Origin of the sequence: Nonomuraea sp. B5E05 (assembly GCF_039880665.1) — a bacterium.
Lineage (GTDB): Bacteria > Actinomycetota > Actinomycetes > Streptosporangiales > Streptosporangiaceae > Nonomuraea.
Genome location: NZ_JBDPMJ010000022.1, coordinates 68,701 through 85,303 on the forward strand (window position 1 = coordinate 68,701; position 16,603 = coordinate 85,303).

Here is a 16,603-nt window from a genome sequence, read left to right on the forward strand (position 1 = left end):
TCCGTGGTCAGCCATGGAGCGTGCGCGAGCGTCCCCTCGTGCACTGTTCGGGTTCGTGGTGAAGCAGGGGCCTTGGAGGCGAAAGCGTGCACTGCCCGTTCTGTCGCCACCCTGACACCAGGGTCATCGACAGCCGTTCGACGGACGACGGTGCGGCCATCAGGCGCCGGCGCACCTGTCCCGAGTGCGGGCGCAGGTTCACCACGCAGGAGACCGTACTGCTCATGGTGAGCAAGCGCAGCGGAGTGACGGAGCCGTTCTCGCGGGAGAAGGTCGTCGCAGGCGTGCGGCGCGCCTGCCAGGGCAGACCCGTCAGCGAGGACTCGCTGGCGCAGCTCGGGCAGCGGGTGGAGGAGGCGATCAGGGCCAAGGGCGCGGCGGAGATCCCCTCCAACGAGGTGGGTCTGGCGATCCTCGGCCCGCTGCGGGAGCTCGACGAGGTGGCCTACCTGCGTTTCGCATCGGTATATCGCGGTTTCGAGAGCCTGGCGGACTTCGAGGCCGAGATCTCACAGTTGAAGGCGGAGAAGGGGGAGTCATGACGGAGACGGCCAGCGGTTCAGTGGCGCGCGGGGGCAAGCGTCCGCGTAAGGGACTGAAGATGAAGCGCATCTTCACCAAGCCCGGTGTGCACCCGTATGACGAGATCCAGTGGGAGCGCCGCGACGTCGTCATGACCAACTGGCGCGACGGCTCGGTCAACTTCGAGCAGCGGGGTGTCGAATTCCCCGAGTTCTGGTCGGTCAACGCGGCCAACATCGTGACCACGAAATACTTCCGCGGCGCCGTGGGCACCCCGCAGCGCGAGTGGAGCCTGAAGCAGCTGATCGACCGGGTCGTCGGCGTCTACACGAGGACGGGCATCGAGCACGGCTACTTCGCCGGCGACGAGGACGCCGAGATCTTCGACCACGAGCTGAAGCACGCGCTCGCCCACCAGGTGTTCGCGTTCAACTCGCCGGTCTGGTTCAACGTCGGCACCCAGTCGCCGCAGCAAGTGTCGGCGTGTTTCATCCTCTCCGTGGACGACCAGATGGAGTCGATCCTGGAGTGGTACAAAGAAGAGGGTGTGATCTTCAAGGGCGGCTCGGGCTCCGGGGTCAACCTGTCCCGCATCCGCTCCTCCAAGGAGCTGCTCTCCAGCGGTGGCACGGCCAGCGGCCCGGTGTCGTTCATGCGGGGCGCCGACGCGTCCGCGGGGACGATCAAGTCCGGCGGCGCGACCCGCAGGGCCGCCAAGATGGTGGTGCTCGACGTAGATCACCCCGACATCGAGGAGTTCATCGAGACCAAGGCGCGCGAGGAGGACAAAGTCCGCGCGCTGCGCGACGCCGGGTTCGACATGGACCTGGGCGGCAAGGACATCGTCTCCGTGCAGTACCAGAACGCCAACAACTCGGTGCGCGTCTCCGACGAGTTCATGCGGGCGGTGGAGAAGGGCGGAGACTTCGGCCTGCGCGCCCGCCTGACCGGTGAGGTCATCGAGAAGGTCGACGCCAGAGACCTCTTCCGCAAGATGGCCAAGGCCGCCTGGGAGTGCGCCGACCCCGGCCTGCAGTACGACGACACGATCAACGACTGGCACACCACCCCGGAAACCGGACGTATCACCGCAAGCAATCCCTGCTCCGAATACGTGCATTTGGACAACTCGTCCTGCAATCTGGCCAGCATCAACCTGCTGAAGTTCCTGAAGGACGACAACTCCTTCAACGTCGCCGATTTCGTCAAGCTGACCGAGCTGATCATCACCGCGATGGACATCTCGATCTCGTTCGCCGACTTCCCGACCGAGAAGATCGGCGAGACCACCCGCGCCTACCGGCAGCTCGGCATCGGCTACGCCAACCTGGGCGCGCTGCTGATGGCCACCGGGCACGCCTACGACTCCGACGGCGGCCGGGCGGTGGCCGGGGCGATCACGTCGCTGATGACCGGCGTGTCCTACCGGCGCAGCGCCGAACTGGCGGGCGTGGTGGGGCCGTACGACGGATATGCCAGGAACGCCGAGCCGCACAAGCGGGTCATGCGCAAGCACGCGGCGGCCAACGACGACCTGCGCACGGTCGGCTCCATGGACGCGAAGATCCACTCCGAGGCTTCGCGCCAGTGGTCGGAGTGCCTCAAGCTGGGCGAGAAGCACGGCTACCGCAACGCCCAGGCCAGCCTGCTCGCCCCCACCGGCACCATCGGCCTCATGATGGACTGCGACACGACGGGCATCGAGCCGGATCTGGCGCTGGTCAAGTTCAAGAAGCTGGTCGGCGGCGGTTCCATGCAGATCGTCAACCAGACGATCCCGCGGGCGCTCAAGCAGCTCGGCTACCAGCAGGAGCAGATCGAGGCCATCGTCGAGTACATCGCCGAGCACAGTCACGTCGTCGACGCGCCCGGCCTGCGCCGGGAGCACTACGAGGTGTTCGACTGCGCGATGGGTGAGCGGGCGATCGCTCCCATGGGTCACGTGCGGATGATGGCGGCCACGCAGCCGTTCCTGTCCGGCGCCATCTCCAAGACGGTCAACCTGCCCGAGTCGGCCACGATCGACGACATCGAGCAGGTCTACACGGAGGGTTGGCGCCTCGGGCTCAAGGCCCTGGCCGTCTACCGCGACAACTGCAAGGTCGGCCAGCCGCTGTCGGCGGGCAACGGCTCCAAGAAGGAGGAGCCGCAGGCGGAGCCCGAGGTCAAGGTCGTCGAGGTCAACCGGCCGACCCGCCGGCGCATGCCCAACCAGCGGCCGAGCATGACCACCCGGTTCACCGTGGGCGGAGCCAAGGGCTACATGACCGCCTCCTCCTACCCTGACGACGGGCTCGGCGAGGTCTTCCTCAAGATGTCCAAGCAGGGTTCGACGCTGGCGGGCGTCATGGACGCGTTCTCCGTGGCGATCTCCATCGGGCTCCAGTACGGAGTGCCGCTGGAGACGTACATGAGCAAGTTCGTGAACATGCGGTTCGAGCCGGCCGGCATGACGGACGACCCGGACATCCGGATGGCCACGTCGGTGATGGACTACATCTTCCGCCGCCTGGCGCTCGACCACCTGCCCTATGAGGAGCGGGCGGCCCTGGGCATCTTCTCGGCGGCCGAGCGGGCGGCGCAGCAGCGGGGCGAGGACCCCGCGGCGCTGCAGGAGCCGGTCGACCGCGAGGCGCTGGCCCAGTCGGCGCCCATCGAGACCCCCAAGACGGAGCAGCCGGTCGCCGAGCTGACGCTGGAGAGCCACCAGCGCTTCACCGCGGACGCGCCGCTCTGCATGACCTGTGGCACCAAGATGCGCCCGGCCGGCAGCTGCTACGTCTGCGAGGGCTGCGGCTCGACCAGCGGCTGCAGCTGACCCGCGCTCGGCGGGTGGCCGTTGTGATTGATCATCGGTGGGGAGGGGCCGTACGGCTCCTCCCCACCGGTGTGCGGGGTCAGCGGGCGGGCGGCAGGCTGGGAGGCGTGGCGGGCGGGTTCTCCTCCAGGGCGGCCATGGCCAGCTCGATCGCCTTGTCGAGCTGCGGGTCACGCCCCGCGACCCGGTCCTGCGGAGTGATCACCACTTCGACGTCGGGATCGACCCCGTAGTTCTCCACCCCCCACCCAGGGCCTTCGATCCAGAACGCGTAGCGCGGCTGCGTCACCCGTGTCCCGTCGACGAGCGTGTAGCGCGAGTCGATCCCGATCACGCCGCCCCATGTCCGCGTGCCCACGAGCGGCCCGATCCCGCGGTTCTTGACCCCCGCGCTCACGATGTCCCCGTCGGAGCCGGCGAACTCGTCGGTGACGGTCACGATCGGCCCGCGCGGCGAGTCCTCCGGGTAGCGCATCGGCTCGTACCCGCGGACCAGCGACCACGCGGTGACCTTCCTGGACAGCTTCTCCAGTATCAGCTCCGACAGGTGCCCGCCGCTGTTCTCGCGGACGTCCACGATGAGCCCGTCGCGGGCCATCTCGGTACGCAGGTCGCGGTGGAACTGCGCCCACCCCGAGGCCACCATGTCGGGCACATGAAGGTAGCCGAGCCGGCCGCCCGTAGCCTGCCTGACGTGGGCGCGGCGGTCCTCCACCCAGTCGTGGTAGCGCAGTTGCGTCTCGTCGGCGATGGGGTTCACCACGACCCGGCGCGGCTCGCCACCTGAGCCCGGGCGGATGGTCAGCTCGGTGGGCTGGTCGGCGGTGCCGGCCAGCAGGGCGAGCGGCCCGCGTACCGGGTCGACGGGGCGGCCGCCGACGGCGGTGATCGCGTCGCCGGGGCGGACGGCGACGCCCGGGGCGAGCAGCGGCGAGCGGGCGGCGGGGTCGGACGACTCGCCGGGCAGGATGCGGGTGACCCGCCACACGCCGTCGCCGTCCCTGGCCAGGTCGGCGCCGAGCAGTCCCTGGCGGCGGCGGGGGTCGTGGCCGCCGGCGTTGGCCACGGCGTAGGCGTGCGAGGTGCCCAGCTCGCCCTGGGTCTCCCAGAGCAGGTCGATCAGCTCGGAGTGACAGCCGATGCGGTCGACCAGCGGCTCGTAGCGGTCGAGTACGGCCTGCCAGTCGACGCCGTTCATGTCCTCGCGCCAGAAGTGGTCGCGCATGAGCCGTCCGGCCTCGCGGAAACCCTGCCGCCATTCGGCGACCGGGTCGATCTGGACGGTGACGCGGTCGAGGTCGATGGTGACGACCTCGTCCCCCTCGGTGGCGGAGCGGGTCTGCAGGCCGTTCTTGCCGTTGGTGACGAGCCTGGCGCCGTCGCCGCTGACCTCGAACGAGCGCACCTCCTTGCCGAGCTCTGCTTTGGCGCGCTTCTTGAGGTCGTACCGTTCGAGCACGGTGTCGTTCTCGGACTCGGTGCCGTCGCCCAGGCGGCCGGTGAGCGGGTGGCGCAGCCAGAGGAGGGCGTCCTTGGCGGTGCGCAGGTTGCCGTAGAGCCCTGAGGGCACCGGCACCGGCACCACGCGGGAGGCGATGCCGTCGGGGTCGACCTCGGTGCGCGGCGGCGCGTCGTCCTTCGCTCCGTCGTCCTTGGCGGCCTTGGCGTCCTCGCCGTTGAACCCGCGGCCCTGCAGCGAGGGGTCGAACGGTGACGGCGTGCCTGCCTGCAGCGGCACGAGGTAGGGGCGGCAGCCTTGGGGAAACGACAGGTCGAAGCTGTGGGTGTCGTAGACGGGGTCGAATGTCCGGATCGACAGGAACGCCAGGTGTTTCCCGTCCCTGGTGAAGACGGGGTCGTAGTCGGCGAACCGCATCGGGGTCACGTCGATGACGGAGGTCCCGTCGACGCGTCCGATCTTGATCTGTGACAGCGGCTCGTGGTGCGGGTGCGCCCAGGCCAGCCAGCTCGAGTCGGGCGAGAACGTCAGGCCGCTGACGTCTCCTTGCGTGGTGCGGTCGAGCTCGCGGAGGTTCCCGGATTCGAGGTCGGCGACCAGCAGCCGACCGTCGTGGGTGGCCACCGCCACGTGCTTGCCGTCAGGGGCGGCCTCCAGGTCGAGCACGCGGCCGAGCTGACCGGTGGCCAGCGTCCTGATCTCGCCTCCTGGCGTGCCGACCTCCAGCCCGTCCTCGCCGCTCGCGTCGGACACCCACACGGCCCGCCCGTCGGAGTCCAGGGCCTGCGGGAGACGTACGCGGACGCCGGGCTGCGCTTGGAGCACGCCGGCGGGGCCGTCGCGGTGGGTCACCCAGTGGGCGGTGCCGCGGATCTCCACGACGCTGGCCCGCCCGCTCGCGTCGGGCGAGTACGAGCCCGCCCGCAGGGGCGCAGGCCGCCGGGCCCGCCCTGGCCGCGGCCCGCCCAGCCGCACGTCCAGCCGGTACGGCTCGGCGTCCAGGCTCTCCAGCAGCCACAGGTCGCCGGCGTGGCTGTAGATGACCCGCTCGCCGTCACCGGCGGCGTGGCGGGCGTAGAACTCCTCGTGGGAGCTGTGCTTGCGCAGGTCGGAGCCGTCGGGCCGGGCGGAGTAGAGGTTGCCGACGCCGTCGATGTCGGCCAGGAACACGATCCTGTCGCCCACCCAGCCGGCCGACCAGTACTGTGCCGCGCTGTCGGCGAACAGCCTGGTGAACGTCCCGTCGCCGTCGGCGTCGACCCAGATCTTGCCCGCGGTGCCGCCTCGGTACCGCTTCCACTGCGAGGGCTCCCGCCACATCGGCGACACGGTCGCCACCTGAGCGCCGTTGACCGCGACGTCGCTCAGCCACCCGTACGGCAGGCGTGTGGCCGGTCCCCCGTCCAGCGGCACCGCGTAGGCCCAGTTCCTGCTGGTCTCGCTCTGCCCGGCCGCGCTGACCGCGAGCACGTCGCCCTCGGGGGTCCATCCGCGTACGCCGGTCGCCGTGTTGCCCCAGTGGGTCAGCCGTTCGCCCTCCGGGCCGTCGATCTCGGCCGCGAACACCTCCGGGGCGCCCTCCTTGCCGCTGGTCCACGCGATGCGGCTGCCGTCGGGCGAGAATCTCGGATGCGACACCGATACGCGGTCCGCGGTGAAGCGCCAGGCTCTGCCTCCTGTCAGGGGAGCCAGCCAGACGTCGTCGTCGGCGACGAAGGTCACCATGTCACCGTGCAGGTGCGGGTGTCTGAGGTATGCGCCATTTGTCACAGATGCACACTAATGCGCGAGACCAAGGCCAGCCCAAGAATTCTCTCCCCAGCGAACTGACGCTGTCCTCGGAACGGCCAAGTCCGGGATGCGCCGGACATGCAGGGGAATGGTACGGATTCCGGCTTCTGCATCCTGTGAGGCACCATGAAGATCCTCGCCCGCCCGCATCAGCTCCCACCCCGGCTGGCCGCCGCGGCCGTCATCCTCAACTCCGGGCTCAGCAAGTCAGGCGCAGGCGAGGACACCGCCGCGAGCCTGCACGGCATGGCCTCGGGCACCTATCCGTTCCTGCACAGGATGAGCCCGCTCACCTTCACCAGGCTGTTCTCCAAGACGGAGATCACCCTCGGCGTGGCCCTGCTGGTGCCGCTGGTGCCGTCGCTCCTGGCGGGGGCCGCGCTGACGGGCTTCGCGGCGGGCCTGCTCGGGCTGTATCTCAAGACTCCCGGCCTGCGGCAGGAGGGCAGTCTGCGGCCTTCCGAGCAGGGCGTCGCGATCGCCAAGGACGTCTGGCTGCTGGGCATCGGCCTGGGCCTGGTGGCCGAGGAGATGCGCGACCGGTGTCGTTGACGATCTCCAGTCCCTGGACGCTAATCCCGGCGAACAGGGGTAGCCGGGGCACATGGTACAAATCGGCTACACCCTGATGTCCGAACAGACCCCGGCCCGCGAGCTGGTCGACTACGCCGCGGCGGCCGAGCGGATCGGCTTCGACTACGCGGTCATCTCCGACCACTACTTCCCGTGGCTGGAGGAGATGGGGCACTCGCCCTACTGCTGGTCGGTGCTCGGCGCCGTGGCCCAGGTCACCGAGCGGCTCCCGCTCATGACCTACGTGACGTGCCCCATCATGCGCTACCACCCGGCCGTGGTCGCGCAGAAGGCGGCCACGATGGGCGTGCTGAGCGGGGGCCGGTTCACCCTGGGGCTCGGCGCGGGCGAGAACCTCAACGAGCACGTCATCGGCGAGGGCTGGCCGCCGGTCGACACCAGGCACCGCATGTTCGCCGAGGCCGTACAGATCATCAGGGAGCTCTTCAGCGGCGAGTACGTCACCCGCCAGGGCGAGTTCTACGACGTCGACTCCGCCAAGCTCTACGACCTGCCGGAGCGCCCGGTGCCGATCGGCATCGCCGCCTCCGGCGGGCAGTCCGCCGAGCTCGCCGCCGAGTACGGCGACGTACTGGTGATCAACGAGCCGCTGCCGGAGGTGGTGCAGCAGTTCCACGCGGCGGGCGGCCACGGCAGGCCCGTCTACGGCCAGCTCGCCCTCTCCTACGACACCGACGCCGAGGCCGCCAAGGAGCGCGCGCACACGTTGTGGCGCTGGGCGGCCACCGGCGGCTGGAAGGTCATGGCCGAGTTGCCCGCGCCGGTGAACTTCGCCGCCGCTGCCGGCACCGTGCGCCCGGAGGACGTGGCGCAGAGCGTGCCCTGCGGCGACGACGTGGACGCGGTCGTGCAGGCCGCGAGGAAGTACGTCGACGCGGGATTCACCCACATCGCGCTCGTCCAGATCGGGCACGACCGGCAGCAGCCCTTCTTCGACTGGGCGGAGAAGGAACTGCTGCCGGCCCTGCGCTCCCTCTAAGGGACGATGTTGACCAGCTTGGGCGCCCGGACGATCACCTTGCGGGGCGCGTTCTGCAGGTAGGATGCGACCTTCTCCGAGGCCAGGGCCAGCGCCCGCAGGTCGTCCTCGCTGATGCCGGGCGGGACCTCCAGGCGGTCGCGGACCTTGCCCGCCACCTGCACCACGCAGGTGACCGACTCCTGCACCAGCAGCTGCGGCTCGGCCGCCGGCCAGCCGGCGAAGGCGACGGGACCGGTGCGGCCCAGCCGCTCCCAGCCCTCCTCGGCGGTGTAGGGGGCCACCAGCGACAGCATGACGGCCAGCGACTCGGCGGCCTCGCGCACCGCCGGGTCGGCCGGGCCGGGGCCGGAGTCGATGGCCTTGCGCGTGGCCGAGGTCAGCTCCATCATGCGCGCCACCGCCACGTTGAAGCGGTAGGACTCGACCAGCCTGGTGACCTCGTCGATCGTGCGGTGCGTGACCTTACGCAGCTCCACGTCGCCGCGCTCGACCGGGACGCCGGGCTCGCTGGTGACCTCGGACATCACGCGCAGCGCGCGGGCCAGGAACTTCTGCGAGGCGGCCGGCGAGAGGTCGGCCCAGTCGATGTCGTCCTCGGGCGGCCCGGCGAAGATCATCGTCAGGCGCACGGCGTCGACACCGAAGTCGTCGATCTGCTGGCCCAGGTCCACGCCGTTGCCCAGGGACTTCGACATGGCCTTGCCGCCGTTGATCACCTGCCCCTGGTTGAGCATGCGGACGAACGGCTCGGTGAAGTCGACCATGCCCATGTCGTGCAGGACCTTGGTGAAGAACCGTGAATACAGCAGGTGCAGCACCGCGTGCTCGATGCCGCCGACGTACTGGTCGATCGGGCCCCACTTGCGCACCTGCTCGGGGTCGAACGGGCCGTCGGCGTAGCCCGGCGAGCAGTAACGCAGGAAATACCACGACGAGTCGACGAAGGTGTCCATCGTGTCGGTGTCGCGCTGGGCGGGACCGGAGCACTTGGGGCACTCGACGTTGACCCACTCCGTCGCGCTGGCCAGCGGGGAGACGCCCTTGGGCGCCAGCGCCTCGCCGCGCATGTCGGGCAGCGTGACCGGCAGTTGCTCGTCGGGGACGGGCACCTCGCCGCAGTCGGGGCAGTGGATGATCGGGATCGGCGTGCCCCAGAAGCGCTGCCGGGACAGCAGCCAGTCACGCAGCCGGTAGTTGACCGCGCCCGTGCCCCTGCCGTCGCGCTCCAGGATCTCGATGATCCTGGCGATGGCCTCGGTCTTGCTCAGGCCGTCGAGCGGCCCGGAGTTGACCAGCGTGCCCTCGCCGGGCGTGGCCTCGCCCGTCTCGCCGGGGTCGGCCAGGCCGGTGTGCACGACGACCTTCACCGGCAGCCCGAACCTCAGCGCGAAGTCCAGGTCGCGCTGGTCGTGGGCGGGCACGGCCATGATGGCGCCGTGGCCGTAGTCGGACAGCACGTAGTCGGCCGCCCAGACGGGGATGCGCTCGCCGTTGACCGGGTTGATCGCGTAGCGGCCCAGGAAGACGCCCGTCTTCTCCTTGTCGGTGGCCAGGCGCTCGATGTCGCTCAGCTTGGCGACCTCGGCGCGGTAGGCCTCGAAGGCGGCGCGGTGCTCGTCGGTGACGATCTCGTCGGCCAGCGCGGCGTCGGCGGCGACCACGAAGAACGTGGCGCCGAACAGGGTGTCGGGCCGCGTGGTGTAGACGTGGACCGGCTCGTCGCGGCCCTCGATCTCGAACAGCACGTCGGCGCCCTCTGAGCGGCCGATCCAGTTGCGCTGCATGGTCAGCAGCCGCTCGGGCCAGGTGTCCAGCTGGTCCATGTCGTCCAGCAGGCGCTGCGCGTAGTCAGTGATCTTGAAGTACCACTGCGTCAGCTCGCGGCGGATGATGTCGGCGCCGCAGCGCTCGCACTTGCCGGCCACGACCTGCTCGTTGGCCAGCACGGTCTGGTCGTTGGGGCACCAGTTGACCAGGCCGCCCTTGCGGTAGGCCAGGCCGCGCTCGAAGAACCGGTTGAACAGCCACTGGTTCCACCGGTAGTAGTCGGGGTCGCTGGTGTGCAGGCGACGCGACCAGTCGAAGGAGACGGCGTAGCGCCGGAACGAGGTGGCCTGCGTCTCGATGTTGGCGTAGGTCCACTCGGCCGGGTGGGCGTTGCGCCTGATCGCGGCGTTCTCGGCGGGCAGGCCGAAGGAGTCCCAGCCGATCGGGTGCAGGACGTTGTAGCCCTGCTGCATCCAGAAGCGCGCGATGACGTCGCCGATGGCGAAGACCTCGCCGTGGCCCATGTGCAGGTCGCCCGACGGGTAGGGGAACATGTCGAGCATGTAGCGCCGCTCGCGGGGGTCGGCCGGGTCTTCGCTCGCCCGGTAGGGGTCCTGCTCCTCCCATCGCTGCTGCCACTTGGCCTGCAGCGCCTGCGGATCGTACTCACTCACGGCTACTGTCCTTTGAATTGACTCGGACCCATAAGAAAACCCCCCGTGCACACAACGAGGGGTGGAGCCGCGACGGCGAGATCTTCAGGGCCGTCGCGGCCCGCTAAGAAGCAGGGTCGCGGAACGCATGTGTCAAGCCTAGCGCACGTCTTCGGCTGAATGCAGATACTCGATCGAGGCGGGCGGGCACAATAGATTCTTCAGGTCCAGCGAGACCTGATGGTGATGTATCCGTTGTGACCTCATTCGTCCCAGAAGAATAGCCTTGTCGCCGTGGTGTACCCAGCTGAGCCTGATCGTCCGGAAGCCGACCTGCCGCTCCAGGATCCGCCGACCGATCCTGACGGCTTCGCTCGTTTCGCTGCGGAACCGCCTACATCTCCTGGAAAATCCCATGAGATCATGCCGAGGGCGTCAAATCCGGACATAAGGGTAAATCCGGACACTACATCGGGAGGGCCTGCCATGGCAGCGGATGATTCCGGATCACACCTGCCGTCCTGGCCCGACGCGCCGCGACGCGACGGATCCGGCCCACGGACGTCCGGCTCGCACGCCGCCGACGTTCCCACATCGTGGCCCGAGACACCGGTGCCCGGCCACGGCGACCCCGCGTGGCCGGAGCCGCCGCGCAAGGACGACTCCTGGCCCGAGCCTCCCCGCCGCTCACGCCACGCGGCCTCCCCGCAGGACACGACCGGCCCGTCCTGGCCCGAGCCGCCCCAGAGCACCGCCCCGGGCGCCTCCTCCTGGCCGGACCTCCCGCCGCAGAGCGCCACCAGCCCTTCCTCCTGGTCCGGCTCCGCGCAGAACGCCGCCGCTCCCTCCTCCTGGCCTGACACACCACACCGGGACATGCCGGCCTCGTGGCCGGAGACGTCCTCCCCCGAGGTGCCCATGTCCTGGCCAGAGGCGTCCCGCCAGAGCGCGGCCGGACCACCGCAGGCCGCTCCTGGATCCTCCTCGCGGCAGGACCGGCCACCGCAGGGCGGCACGAAGGCGCCCCAGCACCCCGAGCAGCCTCAGGTCCCCGACCCGGTGCCCGCGTGGGCGCAGCCGCCGGCCCCCGCCCCCGGCGCGTGGCCGGACGAACCGGCGCCACGGGGCAAGCGCCACGCGGCCGAGTCACCGGAGCTCACGCCCACGCACCACCAGTCCGCCCCGAACAACGCCCCGCCGCACGACGGCCCGTCCGCAGCTCACCCTCCCCCGCCCTCCATCCCCGCCTCCGAGCGGACGATCACGTACGCCAAACACTCCGAGAACCTGCGAGACGATCGCGCGGTGCCCTCCACCCCCATGGACTCCCCCCACACTGACACGCCCCCCGGCGAGGACCATGCCTCCCGCCCCGGGTCGAACCTCAACCGCGACCCCTCCGACCCCGACCGCCGCTTCGTGACGGCCGGCCAGATCAGCGGGTCGCGCACCCCGCCGCCCGAGCGCCAGCAGGAGCTCTGGAACACCGTCTTCGGCGACAACTACCAGGCCATGGGCGAGCAGGACGCCCTGGAGGACGAACCAGGCAAACCCGTCTGGATGTACGCTCTCGGCAGCTCGGTGGCGGTCGCCCTGGTGATCGCGCTGGTCTGGGCGTTCCTCGCGGGACCGCTCGCGAGCGAGGACCCGGCGAGCTCGAACGTCGCGGCGCAGCCGTCCGCCTCGAAGAAGCCGCGCGCCACCAAGACCTCGTCGTCGATCGGCCCGCTGCCGAAATACTCCGGCAAGCCATCCCCCGTCCTCGGCAGGATCCCGGACGCGCCGGCCCGCATCTCGGTCCCGCGCCTCGGCGGTGACTGGCGGCTGGACCAGCGCGCCACGGTCAAGGCCACGTACGGCTTCGACACCCGCCAGTACGTCCAGGTAGCGCCCGAGCGCTACGCGCAGCTGATGACGGCACCGCTGTCGCAGCGGCTGGCCTCGTACTACGAGCGGGACGACCTGGAGCCGGTCATCAAGCAGGTCGTGCTCTCCGCCCGCAGGAGCTTCTTCCCCAAGGACAACAAGGTCCGCAAGATCGCCCAGCAGGCGATCAAGGTGGGCGACTCCACGGGACGGCTGATCGCGTACTCGCTGACGTCGCAGACCGAGAAGGCCACGATCGTGACGATGGCCGTCAACACCGGCGGCAACGTCCCGGCTATCGTCTACATGTCGATCCCGGCCGAGAGCAAGCAGCTCCTGCCCGACATCCGCACGGTCATGAACCAGATCAGGCTGGCCTCCTGACCCGGGGCCTCGACGGCTAGAAGACGCACTCCATGTGCTTGATGCCGTTGATGAAGCTGGAGTGCAGGCGGTCCGGCTTGCCGCCCTCGATGTGCGGGACGCGGCGCAGCAGCTCGCGGAACATCACCGTGATCTCCCGCCTGGCCAGGTGGGCGCCGAGGCAGAAGTGCGGGCCAGGGCCGCCGAAGCCGACGTGCGGGTTGGGGTCGCGGGCGATGTCGAAGCGCAGCGGGTCGGCGAACACGTCCTCGTCCCGGTTGGCCGCCCAGTAGTACAGGACCGCCTTCTCGCCCTCGCGGTAGAGGTGGCCGTTCATCTCGTGGTCGCGGGTCACCTTGCGGCGCATGAAGTTCACCGGGGAGGCCAGGCGGACGATCTCCTCCACGGCTCCCGGCGCGCGCCCGTCGATGTCGTCCAGCCAGAGCGCGCGCTGGCCGGGGTTCGTGGTGAGCAGGCGCAGGCCGTACGAGATGGCGTTCCTGGTGGTCTCGTTGCCGGCCACGACCAGCAGGATGAAGAACGAGCCCAGCTCCTGCATCGTCAGCCGCTCGCCGTCGATGTTCGCGTTGACCAGGGATGACGTCAGGTCGTTGGTGGGGTGGTCGGCGCGGTGGGCGGCCAGGTCCTGGACCAGTTGCTGCAGCTCCATCCCGGCGGTGAGCAGGCGGTCGGCGATCTGGGTGAGATCGCCGCCGGTGTATTCGGGGTCGAAGCCGCCGAGGATGATGTTGGAGCGGTCGAAGACGAACCGGTAGTCGCGCTCGGGGATGCCCATCATGTCGCAGATGATCTTCAGGGGCAGGCGCGCGGCGACCTCGGTGACGAAGTCGCAGCCGGGCCCCTTGACGAGGAGGTCGCCGACGATGGCACCCGCCGCCGCCTCGACGTCCGCCTCGAACTGCTTGATCATCTTGGGCGTGAACGCGCGCGAGACGATCCTGCGGAGCCTCGCGTGCCGGGGGTCGTCCATGTTGATCATCGAGCCGAAATACTCGGTGAACTCGGCGGGCATGTCGGGGATGTTCGTCGCACCGCCCTGGCCGGAGCTGAAGACCTCGGGATTACGGCTGGCCTCGAGAATGTCGGCGTGCTTGACCAGCGCGTGGTAGCCGGGCCCCCTGGGCGCGAAGGAGAGCTCCATCTCCTCGAAGAAGGCGGGCGTCTCGCGCGAGCGCAACCGCTCGAACGCCTGCTCTCGCTCGCCCATGGGCCTGGCCCAGAACTCGGGGTCCGACAGATCGAAGTCGAGGACGCTCATGTGGCCATCATTCGGAAAGCGGCCACTTACGTCAATGGTCCGGACGTACACCGTACGCATCCGCCGGACGTCCGGGGCGGCAGGTGCTCAGAAAGGCCCGGAGCCGGGGTTGAAGCCCATCGGGCGGATCTGGGTCAGCTCGGCCGAGGACGCCGGGCCGAGCCAGTCGAGGATGAGCCGGTTGACCTCGGCGGGCCGTTCGAGATGGAGGAAGTGACCGGTGCCGGCCACCTGCTGCACCCGTGAGCCCTCGGGCAGGTGGCCGGGCGCGTCGCGCGTCAGCTCGGCGCTCAGGCAACCGTCCTGGGCGCCGTGCAGGTAGAGGACGGGCCCCGTCACCTTGGACTCGACCTCCGGATAGCGGCCGGAGGGCGGCGTGGTGCCGAGCATCGAGCGGTAGTAGCCGATGGCCGCGCTGAGGTTGGCGGGCGCGCCGATGCTGCGCCGGACGAACTCGAGGTCCTGGCGCGCGTCGTAGCCGGGCGACCAGTCGCGCCAGAGGTTGTCGAAGAAGCCGGGCCTGGAGGCGGCGGCCTCGGCCATGCCGGTCTGGAAGAGGAAGACGTAGAACGAGCGCTTGAGCTGGTCGTAGTCGAGGAAGCTCGAGCCGAGCACGCCGGGCGGCGGCACGGCGAGTGCCACGGCCCTGCGGAAGCGGCCGGCGGTGAGGTAGACGGGGAAGGCGCCCCAGTCGTGGCCGACGACGACCGCGTCGGCGTCGCCGCCGAGTTCCTCGTGCAGGGCGCGCACGTCGGCGACCAGCGCGGCCTGCTCGTACGCGCCGTCGGCGGGCACCTCGGTGGGTGCGTAACCGCGCATGAACGGCGCGACCGCGCGGTAGCCGCGCTCGGCCAGCGCAGGCATCAGGTGGCGCCAGGTGTGGGCGGTGTCGGGGAAGCCGTGCAGGCACAGCGCCAGCGGCCCCTCCCCCATCGTCAGGTACGCGAACTCCACCCCGTTGGCGTGGACATTCCTGATCTCCATCAGATCCTCCCGAGGGGACCGTCGCCTTGAGTCGACGGGTGAATCGGGAGCGGGAGGGCCGTCAAGGCCCGATCGTGCCCTGACCTGTCACATCTGCGCATCACGGATGTCCTTCCTGATTTTGTCGGCGCCAGCCAGTATCGTGGTGATGCCGTTACCGAACGTGATGGGGGGTGGGGTGTGCGCAGGTCGTTCCGATTCCTGTTGCGCCCCACGGCCCGGCAGGCGGCGGCGCTGGCGGCGTGCCTGGAGGACCACCGGCAGCTCTACAACGCCGCTCTGGAGCACCGCCGCACCGCCTACGCCAAGGCGGGCGTGAGCGTCCGGTACGGCGATCAGTCGGCCGAGCTGAAACACATCCGCGCCGACGACCCGGACGGGCAGGCGCGTTGGTCGTTCTCCTCCCAGCAGGCCACCCTGCGACGGCTCGACAAGGCGTTCACCGCGTTCTTCAAGCGGGTCCGCGCGGGTCGCACGCCGGGGTTCCCGCGGTTCAAGGGGCGCGGCCGGTTCGACACGGTCGAATGGCCCAAGGACGGCGACGGCTGCCGGTGGGACTCCCAGCCCGGCCACCCCACCACGACCTACGTGCGCCTCCAGGGCGTCGGGCACGTCCGCGTCCACCGGCACCGGCCCGTGCACGGCCAGGTGAAGACGATCAGCGTCAAGCGCGAGGGCTCCCGCTGGTTCGTGGTCCTGTCGTGCGACGACGTGCCCGCCGAGCCGCTGCCCGCCACCGGCGCGGTCGCCGGGATCGACATGGGCGTGGCGTCCCTCGTCACCACCTCCGACGGACAGCATCTGAGCAACCCCCGCCCCCTGGCCGCCTCCGCTGACCGGCTGGCCGCCGCGCAGCGGGTTCTGGCCCGCAAGAAGCGGGGCTCCAAGCGGCGGCGCAAGGCGGTGGCCCGCGTGGCCGCGCTGCACGCCAAGGTGCGCAGGCAACGTCTGGACGGCGCGCATAAGGCCGCGCTCGCCCTGGTGGCCGCCTATGACGTGATCGTGCACGAGGACCTGCGGATCGCGAACATGACCCGCTCGGCGTCCGGCACGATCGAGCACCCCGGCCGGAATGTCGCGCAGAAGTCCGGCCTCAACCGGTCGATCCTGGACGCGGGCTGGGGGGTGTTCCTGACGATCCTGTCGCACAAGGCTGAAAGCGCCGGTCGCACGCTGATCGCGGTGAACCCCGTTGGCACCTCCCGCACCTGCGCCCGCTGCGGGCACAGCGCACGGGAGAGCCGCGTCACCCAGGCCGACTTCGCCTGCACGGCGTGCGGTCATACCGCGCACGCCGACATCAACGCGGCGGTCAACATCCTCAGGGCAGGGCTTGCCCTTCGCGAACCTGCGGAAGCGGCTTAGCGAGAAGCCGCCTCCTTCAGGGGGCGGAGGAGTCACGACTGCGAAACCTAGCATTATTCGGCTCGCCGCCGGAGCACCCGCCGCGAACGCGGGTCGCGCTCCCACCAGGCCTGCGTGCCCGGATCACCGGCGGCGAGGACGATCCTGCGGGCGAGGTGGC

10 protein-coding genes are annotated in these 16,603 nt (G+C 70.0%); 6 read left to right on the top strand and 4 right to left on the bottom strand.

Annotation, left to right across the window (positions count from 1 at the left end):
* Positions 1–86: 86 nt before the first annotated feature.
* Positions 87–542, top strand: a complete 456-nt coding sequence (nrdR, locus tag ABGB01_RS33175) for a transcriptional regulator NrdR (RefSeq protein ID WP_347617844.1) — start codon at positions 87–89, stop codon at positions 540–542.
* The gene (locus ABGB01_RS33180; protein ID WP_347777527.1) at positions 539–3,340 is read left to right on the top strand and encodes a vitamin B12-dependent ribonucleotide reductase; all 2,802 of its coding nucleotides are present in this window, start codon (positions 539–541) and stop codon (positions 3,338–3,340) included. Before nrdR ends, ABGB01_RS33180 begins: the two co-directional genes overlap by 4 nt.
* Positions 3,341–3,419: 79 nt before the next feature.
* On the opposite strand, the gene ABGB01_RS33185 is transcribed toward ABGB01_RS33180, so the two are convergent.
* A complete protein-coding gene (locus ABGB01_RS33185; RefSeq protein WP_347777528.1) occupies positions 3,420–6,569 on the bottom strand; it encodes a PDZ domain-containing protein in 3,150 nt (1,049 codons plus the stop codon).
* A 147-nt stretch (positions 6,570–6,716) separates the two neighbouring features.
* On the opposite strand from ABGB01_RS33185, the gene ABGB01_RS33190 reads away from it, so the two are divergent.
* Complete coding sequence (locus ABGB01_RS33190; protein WP_347777529.1) at positions 6,717–7,142, top strand: hypothetical protein; 426 nt, start codon at positions 6,717–6,719, stop codon at positions 7,140–7,142.
* Between the two features lie 52 nt (positions 7,143–7,194).
* Positions 7,195–8,163 (top strand): TIGR03557 family F420-dependent LLM class oxidoreductase, encoded by a 969-nt coding sequence (locus ABGB01_RS33195; RefSeq protein WP_347777530.1) that lies wholly within the window; start codon positions 7,195–7,197, stop codon positions 8,161–8,163.
* Here the strand turns inward: ABGB01_RS33195 and leuS are convergent.
* A complete protein-coding gene (gene leuS / locus ABGB01_RS33200; protein ID WP_347777531.1) occupies positions 8,160–10,607 on the bottom strand; it encodes a leucine--tRNA ligase in 2,448 nt (815 codons plus the stop codon). The genes ABGB01_RS33195 and leuS overlap by 4 nt on opposite strands.
* Positions 10,608–11,072: 465 nt before the next feature.
* On the opposite strand from leuS, the gene ABGB01_RS33205 reads away from it, so the two are divergent.
* Complete coding sequence (locus ABGB01_RS33205) at positions 11,073–12,836, top strand: hypothetical protein (RefSeq protein ID WP_347777532.1); 1,764 nt, start codon at positions 11,073–11,075, stop codon at positions 12,834–12,836.
* A 16-nt stretch (positions 12,837–12,852) separates the two neighbouring features.
* Here ABGB01_RS33205 and ABGB01_RS33210 read toward each other — a convergent pair whose 3' ends face one another.
* Positions 12,853–14,094 carry a cytochrome P450 gene (locus tag ABGB01_RS33210; RefSeq protein WP_347777533.1) on the bottom strand — a complete coding sequence of 414 codons (1,242 nt, stop codon included), beginning with the start codon at positions 14,092–14,094 and terminating at the stop codon, positions 12,853–12,855.
* 87 nt (positions 14,095–14,181) lie between these two features.
* The gene (locus tag ABGB01_RS33215) at positions 14,182–15,078 is read right to left on the bottom strand and encodes an alpha/beta hydrolase (RefSeq protein ID WP_347650595.1); all 897 of its coding nucleotides are present in this window, start codon (positions 15,076–15,078) and stop codon (positions 14,182–14,184) included.
* A 180-nt stretch (positions 15,079–15,258) separates the two neighbouring features.
* On the opposite strand from ABGB01_RS33215, the gene ABGB01_RS33220 reads away from it, so the two are divergent.
* Positions 15,259–16,443 carry a transposase gene (locus ABGB01_RS33220; protein ID WP_347777534.1) on the top strand — a complete coding sequence of 395 codons (1,185 nt, stop codon included), beginning with the start codon at positions 15,259–15,261 and terminating at the stop codon, positions 16,441–16,443.
* Positions 16,444–16,603 lie beyond the last annotated feature (160 nt).

Bases quoted from the DNA above. Each gene is read 5' to 3' on its own strand.
- ABGB01_RS33190 (WP_347777529.1), top strand. From the start codon at position 6,717: ATGAAGATCCTCGCCCGCCCGCATCAGCTCCCACCCCGGCTGGCCGCC.
- ABGB01_RS33180 (WP_347777527.1), top strand. From the start codon at position 539: ATGACGGAGACGGCCAGCGGTTCAGTGGCGCGCGGGGGCAAGCGTCCG.
- ABGB01_RS33195 (WP_347777530.1), top strand. From the start codon at position 7,195: ATGGTACAAATCGGCTACACCCTGATGTCCGAACAGACCCCGGCCCGC.
- ABGB01_RS33215 (WP_347650595.1), bottom strand. From the start codon at position 15,078: ATGGAGATCAGGAATGTCCACGCCAACGGGGTGGAGTTCGCGTACCTG.
- ABGB01_RS33205 (WP_347777532.1), top strand. From the start codon at position 11,073: ATGGCAGCGGATGATTCCGGATCACACCTGCCGTCCTGGCCCGACGCG.
- ABGB01_RS33210 (WP_347777533.1), bottom strand. From the start codon at position 14,094: ATGAGCGTCCTCGACTTCGATCTGTCGGACCCCGAGTTCTGGGCCAGG.